This is a genomic window from Pseudoalteromonas luteoviolacea NCIMB 1944, assembly GCF_001625565.1.
Lineage (GTDB): Bacteria > Pseudomonadota > Gammaproteobacteria > Enterobacterales > Alteromonadaceae > Pseudoalteromonas > Pseudoalteromonas luteoviolacea_F.
The window spans coordinates 1-17,872 of the sequence record NZ_AUXS01000044.1; the positions used below are offsets into that span (position 1 = coordinate 1).

Consider the following 17,872-nt stretch of genomic DNA (forward strand, 5'->3'; position numbering starts at 1 on the left):
GAAAGTCAGGATCCATCTCGCTCTATGCCATCAAACTCAACTGCGCCCTGAATATGGATCCCGAGGCAAGCTCGGGATGACAGGTCGGATACTCTTCAACACTGCAACGAATTATCGACAATACACCGTCATCCTGACAAAAGTCAGGATCCATCTAACTCTATGCCATCAAACTCAACTGCACCTCAGCCGTCATCCTGACGAAAGTCAGGATCCATCTCGCCCAATACCATCAAGCTCACCTGCGCCCCGAATATGGATCCCGAGGCAAGCTCGGGATGACAGGTCAGACACTCTTCAACACTGCAACGAATTATCGACAACACACCGTCATCCTGACGAAAGTCAGGATCCACATCCAAATAAGACTCACTATTAAAACGCGTTGTTACTTTGGCTTAGAGGCAGCACTATTTACTTCTCTAAACGATAAAAACACTAAACACCTGCCAGCCTCAATTGTCGCCATAAACGCCCATCAATTGCTGATAACCCTATAGCAATAAGACCCATACCAATAAAGTGAATGGTTTCTAAAGTTTCATTTAAAAACAGTGAACCAAGAACAATCGCCGAAACCGGAACAAGCAACGTAACTAGGAGCACATTCGTCGCGCCAGCCAACTCCAACACCTTAAAATAGAGTACATATGCGACGGCTGTAGAGCCAACGGCCAATCCCGCAACGGCTCCCCAAGTGGTAACACTCACTGAACGAAAATCTATAGACCCCTCTATCAGCAGTGTTAGCGGTATCATAATCATTGTTGAGGCCGTCACTTGCCCTGCAGCGGTGCTTAAGGGCTTAATTCCCAGTGATTTAAATCGACGCCCATAGACACCCGCAAAAGCATAAGATAGTGCCGCTGCAACAACTGCTAGCTGGGCAAGTACGCTACCACTTCCTTCTAAAGCAGGCATACCAATCATAATAACGACACCGAAAAAGCCGAGAATAACGCCCACCAACTTCATAAAGCTTGGCCGCTCATCAGGCAATAAAACCCCAGCGACGATCACAGCAAAAATAGGTGTTGCAGCATTTAAAATAGATGCCAAGCCCGATGCAATCTGTGTCTGACCCCAAACAATCAAGACAAAGGGGATGACATTGTTAAGCAGTCCCATAGAAAAAAACGCGCTCCATACCTTTAGGTTTTTAGGCGGGCGTTCGCCTAAGGCAATGACCATACCCCATAATACCAGCGCAGCAATACCCACTCGTAGAGTTACAATTGTCATTGAAGGTAGCGAGCTAACCGCAACACCTACGAAGAAAAAAGATCCCCCCCACAACATAGATAGCAGAACAAGCATGGTCCAAATTTTTATATTCATTGTGTGATTGATGGAAGTTGTCATAGTTCATGTAACCAAGCTATTTATAAGTATCTACAATGCTAGCGGGCGCACGTATTGCAAAACATCCGATTCTTGCACCCCTTTTAAATTTAGACTGACAGTATGCTGATTTAAAATAATTGCGTAGCAAGAATCAGATGTTATTTTAGAAACAGCTATGATGAAGTATGAACACTTTTATATGGCCAAAGAACCTGACTATGATGAAGCTCACTGAAACTGAAATGGCTGCGGCAGTAAACCGCCGAGATCCCTCATTTGATGGACAGTTTTACTATGGCGTTATTACCACCGGCGTTTTTTGTCAGCCCTCTTGCCCTACAAAATCAGCAAAGCCAGAAAACCTAAGATTCTTTTGCGATCAAGCGTCCGCTTTGGCGGCCAGTTTCAGACCATGCAAACGCTGTAACCCCATTGCATCAACAAAAAAAGCCGACACACTTATTAATGTCGCACGCCATATAGAGAAGTGCGCAGATGAAAAACTGACGCTTGCTCAATTGGGCGAGGTTGCAGGCTTATCACCCTCTCAACTGCAAAGGTCATTTAAAGCAATGTTTGGAGTGTCTCCAAAACACTATCAGGATGCAGTCCGAATGCGCCAATTCAAATGTCATTTGAGGGCCGGTGAAGGGATCACTGACGCTATCTACTCCTCTGGATTTGGCTCAATAAGCCGAGTGTATGGTGAAACAACACGCAATATCGGCATGTCACCTAAAGCGTATCGAGCTGGAGGACAAGGAGAGGTGATTTACTACGCATGTAGAGAAACCTCACTTGGGCACATGGTGATGGCGGCAACGAGTCGGGGAGTATGTTCAGTGCAATTTGGAGATAATCAAAGGTCCTTAATGAACCTATTATCGGAGGAGTTTCCCAAAGCAACACTCATACTATCCAAGGCACAAGATACACCTGAGCTTGATAACTGGATATATGCTCTGGACAGCCATATCTCACACGGTGCTCCCAAACCTGATGTGCCGCTGGATATTAAAGGCACAGCATTTCAGCTTAAAGTGTGGCAATTTCTGCTCAGTATTAAAGAGGGCGAGGTAATGAGTTATGGAGAAGTCGCAGCACAAATTGACAGCCCAAAAGCGGTTCGAGCCGTTGGCACAGCCTGTGGTAAAAACCGTATTGGCATATTGATCCCCTGCCACCGAGTATTGCGCAGCGATGGTACTTTAGGCGGCTACAGGTGGGGGTTAGAACGAAAAAAAGCCTTGTTAGCCAAAGAAGGAGTTAAAAAGCAATAAAGGTTTAAAAGTGTAAAACACGCAATGCTCGACGCCACATTGATAAACGTCGGGAGCCATGATGCCAAATACCACCAACCACGTCGATATCATCCTGACGAAGGTCAGGATCCATCTCACCCAATTCCATCAAACTCGCCAGCCCAGCCGTCATCCTGACGAAAGTCAGGATCCATCTCGCCCTATATCATCAGGCTTTCTGCGCCCTTGAATATGGATCCCGAGGCAAGCTCGGGAAGACGGTTCGGATACACTTCAACACTGCAACTACGTATTTACAACCCCCTTCATCCTGACGAAGGTCAAGCTCCATCCTGTTTGTGCGACTATTTTTTTATTGATTTCTAAGCTGCCTGCACGGCAGTGAAGAGCCTTTGCATATACCAGAGGAACCGTAGTGATTTCTAAGCTGCCTGTACGGCAGTGAACAAAGCCCCAATAAATCTAATTGTATGTTGTTATTTCTAAGCTGCCTATACGGCAGTGAACGCATTGCAACCACGGCCAGCGCGTTATCTCTATTTCTAAGCTACCTATACGGCAGTGAACACCTCTGGTTCGGTTTTAATGGGTTGCTCAACTTTCTAAGCTGCCTATACGGCAGTGAACCTGACTCAATTGTTTTTTCTTCTAAGATGATCTTTCTAAGCTGCCTATACGGCAGTGAACGACATCAATGCTTGAAGCATGCGAGTCGGTGTTTTCTAAGCTGCCTATACGGCAGTGAACTAAACAACAACGGCGCTTCACTTGAGGTTGATTTTCTAAGCTGCCTATACGGCAGTGAACGTGTAGTAAATGATTGATACTACACAACTTAATTTCTAAGCTGCCTATACGGCAGTGAACTGCTGAAAGGTTACCATGCACATTTGACGTTGTTTCTAAGCTGCCTATACGGCAGTGAACCAGCCGCTGTCGGTTGCCAAAAGTCTGTTAAATTTCTAAGCTGCCTATACGGCAGTGAACTCACCCCTTTATTAAATAACTGGACGGATGGATTTCTAAGCTGCCTATACGGCAGTGAACCATGGGTTCATGGCCGAGTTCGCTGGCCAAAATTTCTAAGCTGCCTATACGGCAGTGAACTATAAGATAAATGAAAAAAGATAAGTTGCAACAGACTATTAAGGTAAACAATCTATTTTTACCTTGTTAAAAACAGCCAATCACAACTATTTGTATTATAAGTAAATTTTAAAAGGTCAAAAATAAAGGGGAAAACTCCCTTTTATTGATTAAAAATGAGACACGCGCTCTTTCCCGTCTTTTCAATGCATTTAACATTGCTACATGTAACTTTTATTTGAACAATTTACCCGTTGCATTTGACCAGCAGTACCCTAAATATCACGCTGCTCACCGTCATCCTGATGAAAATCAGGATCCAATTTTGCAGTTTCATAACTACCTACATGGCTGTAAACATTTTCATTGTACTAGGTTTCGACCACAAAGTTTTCTAAGCTGCCTGTACGGCAGTGAAGATCACGTTCTCGTAAGTCGTTCATGGATAACATTTCTAAGCTGCCTGTACGGCAGTGAACTTACTCATTTCTAACCCCTGTTACCCGTTAATTTTCTAAGCTGCCTGTACGGCAGTGAACCAATAGACCTTGGTATAACAGGGCCAACACCTTTTCTAAGCTGCCTGTACGGCAGTGAACACCTTTGCGCCGACCGCAGGGATGATTGTATCTTTCTAAGCTGCCTGTACGGCAGTGAACTTTTTTGTTTAATTTGCTTAGCTCATAAGCTATTTCTAAGCTGCCTGTACGGCAGTGAACATATCAGTGCTAACCCCGGGACCGTACACATTTTTCTAAGCTGCCTGTACGGCAGTGAACGTGTTGCAAGATGGGGTTATAACAAAGTCATCTTTCTAAGCTGCCTGTACGGCAGTGAACTAAAAACAGACACACCCGCAGTGATAAATTCATTTCTAAGCTGCCTGTACGGCAGTGAACAAACCTGTCGGCGTGGCCCTTGCGTTATCTGCTTTCTAAGCTGCCTGTACGGCAGTGAACCGACACCGACTTCAACTGTAACGCTATCAGTCTTTCTAAGCTGCCTGTACGGCAGTGAACTCTCTTGGCGCAAACCAACTCAAAAAGCTTGATTTCTAAGCTGCCTGTACGGCAGTGAACAGATTCTCAGGGGGTGACAATCGTCACAAGGATTTCTAAGCTGCCTGTACGGCAGTGAACCATTATTTTCCTCGTAAGAACCAATAATTAGATTTCTAAGCTGCCTGTACGGCAGTGAACGGTCTTCAAGCTTGGCGTCATATCCAAGAGTGATTTCTAAGCTGCCTGTACGGCAGTGAACTTCAGTTCTTGGCTGGTAAGTTAATGCCTCTTTTTCTAAGCTGCCTGTACGGCAGTGAACTACGGGCTGACGCCTTCGCGTACTAACCCCATTTTCTAAGCTGCCTGTACGGCAGTGAACAGAAACGACACGAAGAAAAGCTAAAAGCCCAATTTCTAAGCTGCCTGTACGGCAGTGAACAAAACCATCACCAGATGACTCCAAATACCCAATTTCTAAGCTGCCTGTACGGCAGTGAACTATAAGATAAATGAAAAAAGATAAGTTGCAACAAGCTAATAAGGCAAAAAACCTATTTTTACCTTATTAAAAACAGCCTATCACAACTATTTGTATTTTATACATATTTTAAAAGAGCAAAAATAAAGGGTAAAAATACCCTTTATCACTTTCTTACATTCGGTTTTTTAAAACCACGGAACCGTAGCCGTTTTACTTAAACCGAATTGATCAAAATAGCCTTGCACTGGTGCTTTTTTTATTTCACTAAATTGCAGATAACGACGATGCTTATGCCCATTTGAACCACTTTCAAGTTCAAAATATGGGTTATCGAGCCCTTTAGTAAACATTTTAGCTTTATAGCTTTTCACCTGTTCATCACTAATAGAACCTCGCTTAATTAGGCGTTTCAATTTTGACTGAGACATGGTGCTTTGAATTCGCGAAACGACTCGGTATTCACACCCACTCGGTACAGCTTGGATATCACTCACATCACAGTAACCCACTAACCCACCTAACCAATTCATCCCTGTTAAATCATGGAGCATGGCATCACAACTATGTATGCGAATCACGCGCCCTAACTTCACTTGATAGCTTGGGAAGCTGACACCAATACTGTCTGATTTCAGCGTGAACAAAGCTTTATGTAGCTTTGTATACACTTTATTCAATAAAACATTTTCACGCATCTCAGCATCTGGTTTGATTGTGATTTCAATATAACTATCCACTATCACCTCCTATATCCGTATATGACTGACGTATGCCAGCCCTTTTTTGCCCAAATAAAATGATGAGACACCCGCATTTTCGATAAGCTGAGAGAGTTCTTTTGCCTTTGCACGGGGGATATCAATTTCAATGGCTAGTTCACCAGAAGCTTTGGTCATTAAGTGCTTTGCTTTACCCACCCCTTTTACCATCTCCTCGCGCATATATGGGTTTCCCCATATTTTTTTCTTTTCACCTGTAGTGTAGCGCCCCATAAAGTCCTTTTTAGTGAAGCCATTATTAGAGATACCACCGATACCACCTGCTTTGGTTTTGGCAGTACTCATATCATACTGACTGCTAAGCCTTTCAAGCTGCAAATAAAGTGCTGAACAATACATGCTAATTGGGATAATTAACCCCTTATTATTAATTCCTTTAAATTTTTCAAATTTGTCTGCAAGGTGTTGATAAGCTTGTGCGAGCTCACCTTCATTTTCTAACGGCTTTTCCTTATTTATCTCTTCTAGCCTTGCAACTATTGTCAGCGGATCAGCAGATAATGAAGTGAAGTTTACTTCCTGCTCTAAGACAAACTTAATTAAGTCTGGTATATCTAATGATAATACCCCCCAAAAATGCACTGCGTAATCAGAAGTAAAAATGGGATCATTTACTTTAATCATGCCAGTAAACGCATTTTGATCTGTACTGCCTGTTATATTTCTTATATAAGTCATTTCACCGTTAACAGCTTTGGGGTTGTCAACAAAACTAACCTGCTCCTCTATCTCTTTAAAAAAATAGTTTTCACTCCTTCTAGATTGATAAAGCTTACGCTGATCGCCAATCAAACGATTTAACACACCCATTACGGTATCTATGGTAACTGCGCGATTAATAAAGTTTTCGGACTTTTTTAAGCTCGTCATCGACCCAATAAATTTACGCCCTGTTTTAGGCAATGCTTCATTGTTACTTCCCTCTAAAAATGAATTTCGCCAACTGGATTCATATTCAATGGTTATTTTCATAACCACCTCTACCTAGCTTCAAAGTAAACTGCAAAATCTGTTTGCGGCTGTAAACTGGTCTCACTTTCGTCACGCTTAATACGCATCATCTTATTGCTGTCGTTATAATCGATAACTATTTCATCAACATACATATATGATTTCGCTTGTCGAATGGACAACTCTGCAATTAGGTTAAGAGTAAATAGCACTAATGCTTTAATCGCGTCTTGATTAAGCAAAATACCATTTTCACCTTCATCGAAAATCGTACCTTTACGCACATAATTTGTGTGAAAAATGGCTTTGGGTGATAACTCAGGATTCAGTTTTTGAATAAACTCTTCAACTGACTTAGCTACTTCCTCGCCTTGTCCTTCTTTAATCTGCATTGCTTCGCGGTCAAACTTTTTATCAAGGGAAATAAATTGCAATTGCTCTATACTGATTGAACCGTATGAAATGTATTTAGTGTCACCAAAGGTGGTTTTCGAAAAGAACGATGAATTATCGCGTTCACCCGCTTGCCCAAATTGCTCAAAATTACCATTGCCTAGTTGGTCAACAAAATCCTCTATCAATAACGGGCTTGTACGCTTATTTTGGCTATTTGGTACAACATAACCACGCACTAAACCTGTTACCGATGACAGCACTTTAGTTAAATTATCCAGCTTCGCTTTGTTGGCATAGTGAATATCAAATGCTTGCGATCTAAATAAATGATGGCGTATACAGTTTTGGCTGATGTAAAGCGGCGTTTCCTTAAAGTCGATATCGGTAGCCTGCTTTTTATATTTATAACCTGTTTCTTCTTTTATTTTACCCGTTAAGTTCGAGTAGCCACGCAATTTAGGCAGTGTGTGATTATCAACCGTTTTACCGTCATCACCAGTAAGTGTTGTAGGTCCATTCCAATTCACTACACCGTGACCTAAGGCGACAATTTTAAAGTCGACACTTTTAATTCCTGTTACTTTTTCCATGTGTTTGTCCTTTCTAAGTTTATGATTGAATAATTTTATTGATTGGCATTGCGCCAATTACTTGTTTTGTGCCTTTTAAGTAATAAATTGCAGATTCATCGCCCTCATTTTCACCTAATTTCGTTAGTAAATCTGATGGCGTGTAACTTAAATAAATTGGATGTTGCGGCTCTACAGCAGCACCTTCTAACACCTGTTTACGCAAGCCAATGTTTTTAGCTGTAATGCCTTTACTTGGGCTTGTTTCGTCTATTTGATGGTGCTTTTTCGCTGCGTAATCGATGATGCCAGTGTTTCTTAGTAGATTAAGTGACTCCGTGTAGCAATTTGCAAAGTCGCAGTCTGACTCTTGCCAATCAATCGCATAATCATCAGTGATGGTGAAGTTATCGAAGGTTTCAATATCCATCACAACCATCTGCACAAAACGACTATCGCCACGTAGCGACGATTTTTTTAATTTCTTTTTATCACTTGCTTTTTGTTTTTTAATAAAGCGAATAGGGTCATGCAATTTAGCCGCGATAACTTTGGCACTTTCTTTTAATGCGGCTAGTAAGTCTTCTTCTACGGCGGCTAGTCCTTGGCTGGATTGATAAAAGCGTTCATAAAGCTGATAAATTTCGTTGATTGTTAGTGACTGTTCGCTGATATGATTTTGTAAAAATACATACCAAGCATATGCACTGAGATAACTGTTATTACCATTTAGAAAGCGGGCGCAATTGCACGTAATTTTGCCATTTGATTCTGGAATAACACTTGGCACAGCAACGGTATATTGATTGACAATCTGGCTCTGACCAAATCGGTCTAAGCGCCCTAGCCGCTGTAAAAAGTTCTCAGCCAAGGTAAATTCACTGGTCATATGCGAGCAGGTAATATTTAGCGCTGCTTGTACTATCGGGCCACTTCGCAATACATCAAATTCTTTCGTGCCACCCGCTTTAAAGCTTTCATAAACTTTGTTGAAAATGGCAAGTTTATCCTTTGTTTTAAACTTGCCATGAAACACAATGGCGTTTTCTGCCGCTTGATTTTGTATAAAAGCTTGTTGCGCAAGAGTTGCCGTATTACTGATAACAATGGTGTTTTTAGGTTGTGTTTTAAATAATGGGTTCGTTTCGTTTTGCTGAGATTCATCAAAAAGTTCAAAGTTGATCTGATAGTGACTCGGGTTAAAGCTCGGTATAGATTTAATGTCTTGTTTATCGATTTCTAAAATACTCTCAATAAAACTGTAATTAGGCGTTGCTGAAACAAGTAATGTATTGGCGCTACTACTCATTAGTTTTTTCGCTTGAACTAACTCCGCGAATAGTAGATTAAACGCAGGCATTGGAATGTATTCATGAAACTCATCAAAAACAATATGACTATTCAAAAAATCCGTAAATGCAGTCACATTGGTGTGTGTAGTGATGCTATTAATAACCTGATCAATCGTCGTTAATACAATATCACCAGAAAACTCTTGCCCTTGCGGTGTTAGCTCTGATTCACCTTGGTTATTAACGTATTTAAACTCCCCTGTGCATATTTCTACTTTGCCAGATGGAAGGTATTCGTTACTGGTTAAGTCTTGGTAAAGGCCTTCACACACTTGTACTCGTGGACAAACCCAAATAATTTTATTGGCTTCGCTTAATTTTGCCCACTCCAATGCAATTTTAGTTTTACCACACCCTGCTGGGCCATTAAGTACAGCCACCTGCTCGACATCTAACAGTTCTTTGGCTGTGGCATTTTGAGCTTGATTGCGCTCACTGTTTGGGTATCTTTGCTCAAACCCTAATAAGCAATCTCGTATTTGCTGGGTTAAATTACTTTGCTGTTGAAGTGTTTTTTCAACTAGTAAATCTAAGGTACTCGTTGCGATGTAATTACTGAGATCTTGCACACTTAATGCTGAGATTTGTCGATCAGCGCTGATCACACATGCCCTTAAAATATTGGCCTTGGCGTTAAGGTTAATGTCTTTGATATAGGGTTGAAACGATTCTTCACATACGTATTGCTTATAGTATGGTAAATCTGTATTGCGAAAACCCGATGTTAGGTCTTCATCATATTTTATTGTGCTCTTTGTAAAGTCAGCATTAACTATAGTATGAGCATAATTATTATTGATTTCGACGACTTCATTTAGCAGATGCTTGGTATGCTCCACTAATTCTTGCATGCCTTTTTCTTTGTAGATTGCGTTCAGTTTACGATGCACATCATTAATCTTTACATATTCATCTTTACGTATCGGCTTGGCATGATGCCAATAGACTGTATGTTCAACATATGGGATTAACTTTTTATTTGGCAGTACAGGTACTAAATCAATGAACTGACATAACCACAATGAGATTTCATTATGACGAGGGTGTTTTTCAAATGAAAACTTAGCTGTATCAATATGTAATCCATCTTCTTGCGTTTCTATTTCCTGCTTTTTATTTTTATTGATCGCTTTTTCAAGCCATGCTCTGTATTCAGGATCTAATTTTCCAATATCATGTAAACAGCCACTCACGAACGCAGCTTGTTTTAACCCGGGTTGGTTGCTCCCGAATAACTGCTCGATTATTAGCGCAGCTAAAGTTCCGACAGCAAAAAGATGTTCTGAAAGTAACTGTTTTTGAGTATTTGCATAAACGACTTCTGACATGATTTTTGTTTCATCCATTTTAACATCATTAACTATGGTGTAATTCACAGGCACCACGCCCTCTAAATTGAACTTGCTTTTATTCCCCACAACCCACAAAAACTGACTGCGAGCGCGGGTTCGAATCCAATGGCAACTTACAGCGGTGCTACGACTGGCGGTTTTACGCAGCATCTTTTTAACGGTATCGAGCCCGTCTTGGGTGATCACGGTTTGCCATGTGTTATCCCCAATACGGTTGGCGAAGGCATCAAGTACCCGTCTGGTTTTCTTGAGGGCGTTTTTCTCACATTGAGACACAAATGTGACCATCATAAGGAGTCACCTTTTTGGCTGTTTTCAATTTCTGCAACTTGCTCTTCACTGAGATCTTGAAGCGCCACTTGCTTTACTTGTTCGAACATATAATCCAGTGCTTTATGGTCGGTAAACGCTTGTAGGATTTGCTGGCGAAACTCTTGTTCAGTGGCATTTTCTTTGGCACAAATGAATGCCCAAGGCAGTACAAGCGCGTCTTTAATTAAATCAGCAATGTCGAACACCAATGCTCCACGGCGAGTTTTGCCATGCATCACTGCGAAGCCATGGGGAATGCCTAACACCCACAAAGTGCAGGCAGCCAAGCCATAAGCGAGATAATTGCCATGGTTTAAAAAGTCATTGGCTTTGCCAATATCTACAGATTTTGATGACTGATGCTGGCGCTTAAAACCATCGCAATTGGTGGTATTGGCTGCATATTTATAAAGCACTTTGGTGAGCTGTGCTTCTGTGAGCAATAACGTCTGAGAATTGGTCGCGGCCTCCGTTCGTGTGAAAAACGTATCCAATGCAGTTTGAATGGCCTTATCGCCAAAGTTAAAGCCCTCTCCTTTTAATTCTCGGTCTTTTTGCCAAACTAGCTTTAAAAACGCGATCCGAGCCTGTTGAAAACGTTTTGCAGCATCCAAGCGCTTTTCATCATTAAACCAGAATCCCATCCAGCCTTGGAGGTACTCTGTGGGGCGATATTCGTTTTGCGGTGTCATCCATTCAATTTCAGAGCCCATATACAAAGGCGTTGCGCCACCACCACAAAAACCGACCAATACACCTGCTTGAGCAAGCATGCGCATCGCCGCTTGGGTAATGGAAGTGCCATTACCCAATAAAATCACAGTGGTATTGGCAATCGGAATATTAAAATAGAGGTTCTCGTTAGTGGCCTCAGTCAAATATAAAACGCGGCCATCTTTTTGCATTACTCGGCAGTATTCTAGATAAAATAAATTGGCACGTTTTGAATGCAATATGGCTTTTAAATCGCTTGGGCTTAAGTCTTCCATCGTCTTCCACTTCCTTTGGGTTTAGACATAACGTACTTTTATCTATGCGCGGCTTCAATGCTGCACGTTTTACCAGTTAAATTTTTTACAGGTGGTGTTTAGTTCCAAAGGAGCTTTTGCTTTCTCAGTGCTCGATAGCAATCGGGGTCCATCACAATTTGCTGCGCTTCTGGGCTGGGGTGCTGTACGTCTAAGCGGAGAATGCTTATCAAATAATTAAGCAGCGCTGCATTGGTTTTGAGCTGCTTCTTGTTGCCATTCATATCAAAATCATGGGCAATGACTTGCTGGGCATATTCGCTTAAACGCGGATCAGGCATGATGGTTAAGATCACCTCTTGTTGCCATGCTTCATCATCTTGTTTGTACTTTTGCGCTTTGCATTTAAATTCCGGAGATGCAGATAAAATACGAGATAAAGAAAAGTCTCTAAACCCTTTAGCATCTTCGCAATAGGCCCTTAAGTGATAACGAAGCCCTGAGTTAACAAGTGTATGAGGGCGAATAATACGCTCCGTTTCTCCACCGTCTTTTATCGACTGATAACGAATATCAAGCACACTTTGCCGACGACAAGCGTTTAATATGGGCCGTAAAATGGTGGGGTTTAATTTTCTATGAGGTAAAGGCAGAGTCGCAATCGTTGAGGTACTTAAGTTGTGTACATACTGCTCGCCAATTAAGTTGGCATATTCGGTAAAGTCTTGGGAAATATAATTCGGTGTAAAGGGGGTTGCCAATACATAGGCTTTTTCCGACTCGCTGTAATTTGCATCGATTTGATAACGCGCTATAAAGTCATTTAGATAACGTCTTGCACTGGGTCTGGATAGTTTAAATTTATCTTGAAACGTACCTGTTTGGATCTCACCTTGCCAAAACAACACCGCCTCAATATATCTAAAGTATTGCTCTTCCTTAGCTTGCATATGCCACTTTTAGTAAACTTAACGTGAAATAAATGTATCAAATGAAAATATGAAAGTCATTGATCAGCGACAAGATGATGTTCAAACACACAACCTTAGCTCAGCAAAAGTAATGCAATGCCGAAAGTACCACTTATTTATTCGCTGTTATTTTTGCTCACCTAAATAGTCTTTAAAACATGGATTCCGAGGCAAGCTCGGAATGACGGCTGTCAGTATCCATTTGCTTGGAGGCTTCGAGATTTCCCTCATCTAGGCTGCGTGAATGGCTGTGAAGCGAAGTATGTAGCTAACACAGAGCTGAAATCCATCCATGGAGCTTGGTCACATTGGCCATCCATGACCTTATTCTAAGCGACTCATGCCTTGCGCTACGAAACTTCGTTTCGGTCACTCATCATCTAAGCTGCCTGTATGGCAGTGAACATATAGTTGGCTCGATATACAAAGATTATTCATTTCTAAGCAGCCTGTACGGCAGTGAACCTTGCAACATGTTGTGCAACTCAAGGTCATCATTTCTAAGCTGCCTGTACGGCAGTGAACGGTATTGTATTGCGTACGATTGGTAGCGACTTTTTCTAAGCTGCCTGTACGGCAGTGAACCTCACATGATCTGTTAGAGGACGCACATCATCTTTCTAAGCTGCCTGTACGGCAGTGAACTTGAGCAAAAACACAAAAACGTATGTAACAACTTTCTAAGCTGCCTGTACGGCAGTGAACTCAAAATTTTGATTGCCAAATTAGCTGTCAGATTTCTAAGCTGCCTGTACGGCAGTGAACTCAAAATTTTGATTGCCAAATTAGCTGTCAGATTTCTAAGCTGCCTGTACGGCAGTGAACTGGGGTCTGGCTTATTTTCAGCCTTGCTTTCATTTCTAAGCTGCCTGTACGGCAGTGAACAGGCACTACTGTACAAATGCACTTATGGGGTATTTCTAAGCTGCCTGTACGGCAGTGAACTGCTCTGCAACGCAGCCAATTGTCTAGATAAATTTCTAAGCTGCCTGTACGGCAGTGAACCAAATTTAAGGCGGCGATTTACGCGGATTTTGGTTTCTAAGCTGCCTGTACGGCAGTGAACACTTTTTACTCACATTAAATAAATCGGACATATTTCTAAGCTGCCTGTACGGCAGTGAACAAACGGATTATCTTCGCCTTGGATCCACTCAATTTCTAAGCTGCCTGTACGGCAGTGAACTATAAGATAAATGAAAAAAGATAAGTTGCAACAAACTAACAAGGTAAAAAGCCCATTTTTACCTTGTTAAAAACATATAATTTTAACTCTTTGTATTCTATAAAAATTTTAAAAGAGCAAAAATAGAAGGTAAAACTCCTCTTTAATTGATTAAAAATGAGACACACGCTCTTTTCGGTCTTTTCGGTCTTTTCAATGCATTTAACATTGTTACATGTAGATTTTATTTGAACAATTTACCCGTTGCATTTGACCAGCAGTACCCTAAATACCACGCTGCTCACCGTCATCCTGATGAAAATCAGGATCCAACTTTTGCAGTTTCGTAACTACCTACATGGCTGTGAACATTTTCATTGCACTAGGTTTCGACCACAAGGTTTTCTAAGCCGCCTATTCGGCAGTGAAGTTTCGCATTGTTCTGCGATTGTTTGATATAAATCTCTAAGCTGCCTATGCGGCAGTGAAGTTTGGGATTGTTGAGGCGCAAAACCGCCTTGTTTTCTAAGCTGCCTATTCGGCAGTGAAGTTTTGGTGGCATTACCGCAGTCGTTAATTACTTTTCTAAGCTGCCTATTCGGCAGTGAAGGCAAATGCGCTGAACGAAAAAAGCAGCACAAATTTCTAAGCTGCCTATGCGGCAGTGAAGCGGGCATGCATTGCCTAGTTCAATATATTGATTTTCTAAGCTGCCTATGCGGCAGTGAAGTCTGATAGTCGTTGAGGTTCCTGCCAGCCGTCTTTCTAAGCTGCCTATGCGGCAGTGAAGGAATAGCCCACGTGCTGGCCCATGCTTTTACCTTTCTAAGCTGCCTATTCGGCAGTGAAGGTCGATGGTTCGACGGTTGTCGCTCGCCCAATTTTCTAAGCTGCCTATTCGGCAGTGAAGGGCCAAGGGCGAAAGTTGGTTACAGCGAAACTTTTCTAAGCTGCCTATTCGGCAGTGAAGATTGAAGCGCTCACAGACAAAGTGCAATCAATTTTCTAAGCTGCCTATTCGGCAGTGAAGTTTATAAGCAAGGCACTAACGAACCAGTTCTTTTTCTAAGCTGCCTATTCGGCAGTGAAGAAGATGGTGATAAAGGCGAAGACGGTGAAGATTTTCTAAGCTGCCTATTCGGCAGTGAAGTGGCTTATGTTACATATGAGGAGATATATAAGTTTCTAAGCTGCCTATTCGGCAGTGAAGTATTGATTTTTAGCACAAAAAGTATGAATTACAAACACATACTTTGCTATCAGTAAAAATACCTTATTTTTTAAGGAGACTATAACTTGTTGATTTTTAAAGCCTCAGCATTATCGAAAAATAAAAGGGTATTTTTCCTTTTTTAAACAGCAAGGAGAATAATTGTGGTATTTACTTGATGTACTTAACTTCAAAAGTACCAAAAACCACTACTTTTCAGGTTTATTTCAACATATGAGGTCGTGAAGCGACCTCATAGACTCGTGACACTTATTTTATTTATTTGCGCAGTTTCTCGTACAACTTGTAAGATATGCACGGCAGTTTTTCCAAGGTGGTGCCCATTTAACACAGGCTTCATACTCATATTGACATCTATCTGTACAGGCATTTGAAGGAGTTAACAGGCCCAAAATGTTTGTGTTAGCCGTATAAGTTGCCGATGTTATCCCATCAATAGTGGCCGTTTGACTTGGAGTTGCCGCTTGAGTATCTGCGGCAATCGCCGCGACACTTATACCTAAACAGCTGATCACTGTCAGTAGCATTTTCTTCATTCGCTTTTCCTTGAATATCTAGTTGAATAAACACTTGAAAATTGACGCTACAAAAAACACACAAAATTAACAATTGAGTTATTTTCAATCACACTACTTTTTTGCACCTTCAATGCGATAAACAGTTTTAAAATACCTGGTTAAATTCGACGGTTTAACACCGCATTCAAAGGCAACAACCTTAAAATAGACCTTGGATTTATAAAATAAAAACCTCGCGAAAAATCCATCAAAGTTTTTGGTACAATTGTTATATTTCCCAAGTTGTTAAAGAACGTTGTGACACCTGTATAAATGCAGCTGGCAACACAAAAAAAGTGATTTTTTTTAACAGTGAAACTAGCCGTCAACCCCCTTTACGCGGCTCGTATATGTGCCTGCCACAAACGGGTGTAGTAACCACCAATTGATAATAAACAGCGGTGAGTGCCTGACTCCACCAGCTTTCCCTCATTTATTACTAAAATATTATCGGCGTGCATGATGTTCGATAAATGATGTGTCACTATGATAACCGTGCGATTTTTCATCAAGCGCGCAGTGGCACAAGCCACATCATTATGTGCAATGGGGTCAAAAAATGCGGTTGCCTCATCAAACAGGACTATAGGCGCATCTTTTAACCATGCTCTAGCAATGGCTATTCGATGTCGTTGATGGGCAGATAACTTTATGTCCTTGTCGCCGATTTGAGTCATTGCGCCATTTGGTAACTGGTCAATAAACTCAAGACAATTAGCTTGCTCACAAGCTTGCAAAACCTCTTCATTACTGGCACCAGGTTTGGCTATTCGAATATTGTCCAATACATTGGCATCTATCAGTTGCACATTTTGGCACACTACACTAACCATGCTGAAAACCCCTTGAGAGCCAATATCTTTTAGGTCTATACCCCCGATTTTTATATGGCCTGAATCAGGCTCTACAAAACGTGAACACAATTTAAGTAATGCCGAGGTACCGCCACTCGCTTCTCCTACGACGGCGGTTACTGAGTTTTCAGGAACATAAAAAGAAACATGCTCTATGGCTTGAACAATGCCATTACTGTAGGACACGCGCTCAAATTTAATGCTATTGCGCTTAGGTATGTGGGCCTCAGCAGGTTCAGTGAGTATTGACTCCCCCAACAATGCGTCGAGTTTTTGCTCAGATTGAATTGCAATGCGCAATACACTGAGTTGTTTATCAATACCGTATAGCGGAAAGAGTATTTGCATTAACAGAAGCGTAAATATAATGGCCTCAAAGTCGATGGTTAAGACACCTTGCTCAGGTCGTGTCACCGCTAACATAGCAACGATTAGCACCACGGTCATATTGAGTGCAATTCGATAAGCCAGCACAGGACTGCCCTGCCATATCCCAACCTGCAAGCTATGATGTTTATTAATTCTGAGCTGTTTTTCAACCCGCGCGAGCCAATGACACGATTGATTGAACAACTTAACTACCCGTAATGCCTCTATATAATCTTTCACCGTTCGACTAATTTGATGATCAGATAGCGCTTTTTCCTTAGCAATTTGCTCAAGTTTGTTCTTTGCAAAAAGCATCATATAGAATGCACTCATCAAGCCCAGACACACACCTAAAGTGTACAAGGGTGAAATCAATGCCAATATTGCAACACCCACTATAGTCGGGATGAGTACAGCAATTAAACTCGGTATTGCGTGAATTAAGCCTTGCTCAACTGCTTTAATATCTTGATTTAATTGCTTGGCAAATTCCGTGTTGGGCGTTTGATTTATTTGACCAAGAGGCAGCATTTTAATGTGGTTTATCAACTTTTTTCGATAAGCATGAATTATTTGGGAGCTAGCAATAAAACTCTGTGAATAACCTAAATAGGCACACACTAATTGCGCAAAAAACACCCCAACCAAAATAATGAGATAGCCGCTTGGGCTCTGCAATAATACAATTTTGTCACTTGTGGTACGCAACTCGCTATAGAGCCAATAAAAGCATAATGCGAGAGGACAAATAGATAAGCAGCCAGCTACTGATCTAAACAAAATACCGTTCACAAGGCGTTTTTTTCCTGCTTCTACATGCTTTAAGACACGAAAAATACTGGTTATGGTTTGTCTATCCATTTAGTGCTCGC

Annotated in this window: 12 protein-coding genes and 4 CRISPR repeat arrays; of the genes, 2 read left to right on the forward strand and 10 right to left on the reverse strand. The window is 41.5% G+C overall.

Annotated features, from left to right (window positions below):
* A partial coding sequence (locus N483_RS27295; protein WP_196764413.1) for a hypothetical protein occupies positions 1-379 on the forward strand: 379 nt, incomplete at its 5' end.
* 59 nt (positions 380-438) lie between these two features.
* Here the strand turns inward: N483_RS27295 and N483_RS16930 are convergent.
* Positions 439-1,362, reverse strand: a complete 924-nt coding sequence (locus tag N483_RS16930) for a DMT family transporter (protein WP_036975368.1) — start codon at positions 1,360-1,362, stop codon at positions 439-441.
* A gap of 200 nt (positions 1,363-1,562) precedes the next feature.
* Here N483_RS16930 and N483_RS16935 point away from each other — a divergent pair, with 200 nt between their 5' ends.
* Entirely contained in the window at positions 1,563-2,624 is a 1,062-nt protein-coding gene (locus N483_RS16935; protein ID WP_023398200.1) for a bifunctional transcriptional activator/DNA repair enzyme AdaA, read from the forward strand.
* Positions 2,625-2,628: 4 nt separating this feature from the next.
* On the opposite strand, the gene N483_RS27630 is transcribed toward N483_RS16935, so the two are convergent.
* The 9 genes from N483_RS27630 to N483_RS16975 form a co-directional block, all read right to left on the reverse strand.
* A complete protein-coding gene (locus N483_RS27630; protein ID WP_269201438.1) occupies positions 2,629-2,754 on the reverse strand; it encodes a hypothetical protein in 126 nt (41 codons plus the stop codon).
* A gap of 211 nt (positions 2,755-2,965) precedes the next feature.
* A CRISPR array of direct repeats spans positions 2,966-3,714; the repeat unit is 28 nt; unit sequence TTTCTAAGCTGCCTGTACGGCAGTGAAC.
* Between the two features lie 369 nt (positions 3,715-4,083).
* Positions 4,084-5,192: direct repeats of the CRISPR family, unit length 28 nt; unit sequence TTTCTAAGCTGCCTGTACGGCAGTGAAC.
* A 167-nt stretch (positions 5,193-5,359) separates the two neighbouring features.
* Complete coding sequence (cas6f, locus tag N483_RS16940; protein ID WP_023400026.1) at positions 5,360-5,911, reverse strand: type I-F CRISPR-associated endoribonuclease Cas6/Csy4; 552 nt, start codon at positions 5,909-5,911, stop codon at positions 5,360-5,362.
* 9 nt (positions 5,912-5,920) lie between these two features.
* Positions 5,921-6,925 carry a type I-Fv CRISPR-associated protein Cas5fv gene (gene cas5fv / locus N483_RS16945; protein ID WP_023400027.1) on the reverse strand — a complete coding sequence of 335 codons (1,005 nt, stop codon included), beginning with the start codon at positions 6,923-6,925 and terminating at the stop codon, positions 5,921-5,923.
* 8 nt (positions 6,926-6,933) lie between these two features.
* Positions 6,934-7,890, reverse strand: a complete 957-nt coding sequence (gene cas7fv / locus N483_RS16950; protein ID WP_023400028.1) for a type I-Fv CRISPR-associated protein Cas7fv — start codon at positions 7,888-7,890, stop codon at positions 6,934-6,936.
* 19 nt (positions 7,891-7,909) lie between these two features.
* Entirely contained in the window at positions 7,910-10,864 is a 2,955-nt protein-coding gene (locus N483_RS16955) for a CRISPR-associated endonuclease Cas3'' (RefSeq protein ID WP_023400029.1), read from the reverse strand.
* Positions 10,861-11,874 carry a type I-F CRISPR-associated endonuclease Cas1f gene (cas1f, locus tag N483_RS16960; protein ID WP_023400030.1) on the reverse strand — a complete coding sequence of 338 codons (1,014 nt, stop codon included), beginning with the start codon at positions 11,872-11,874 and terminating at the stop codon, positions 10,861-10,863. Before cas1f ends, N483_RS16955 begins: the two co-directional genes overlap by 4 nt.
* 98 nt (positions 11,875-11,972) lie before the next feature.
* Positions 11,973-12,803: a helix-turn-helix transcriptional regulator gene (locus N483_RS16965; RefSeq protein ID WP_023400031.1), complete on the reverse strand. Its 831-nt coding sequence runs from the start codon at positions 12,801-12,803 to the stop codon at positions 11,973-11,975.
* 398 nt (positions 12,804-13,201) lie between these two features.
* Positions 13,202-14,011: direct repeats of the CRISPR family, unit length 28 nt; unit sequence TTTCTAAGCTGCCTGTACGGCAGTGAAC.
* 380 nt (positions 14,012-14,391) lie between these two features.
* A CRISPR array of direct repeats spans positions 14,392-15,199; the repeat unit is 28 nt.
* Between the two features lie 275 nt (positions 15,200-15,474).
* Positions 15,475-15,756 (reverse strand): hypothetical protein, encoded by a 282-nt coding sequence (locus tag N483_RS16970; RefSeq protein WP_023400032.1) that lies wholly within the window; start codon positions 15,754-15,756, stop codon positions 15,475-15,477.
* Between the two features lie 356 nt (positions 15,757-16,112).
* Positions 16,113-17,861, reverse strand: a complete 1,749-nt coding sequence (locus N483_RS16975; RefSeq protein WP_023400033.1) for an ABC transporter ATP-binding protein — start codon at positions 17,859-17,861, stop codon at positions 16,113-16,115.
* Positions 17,862-17,872 lie beyond the last annotated feature (11 nt).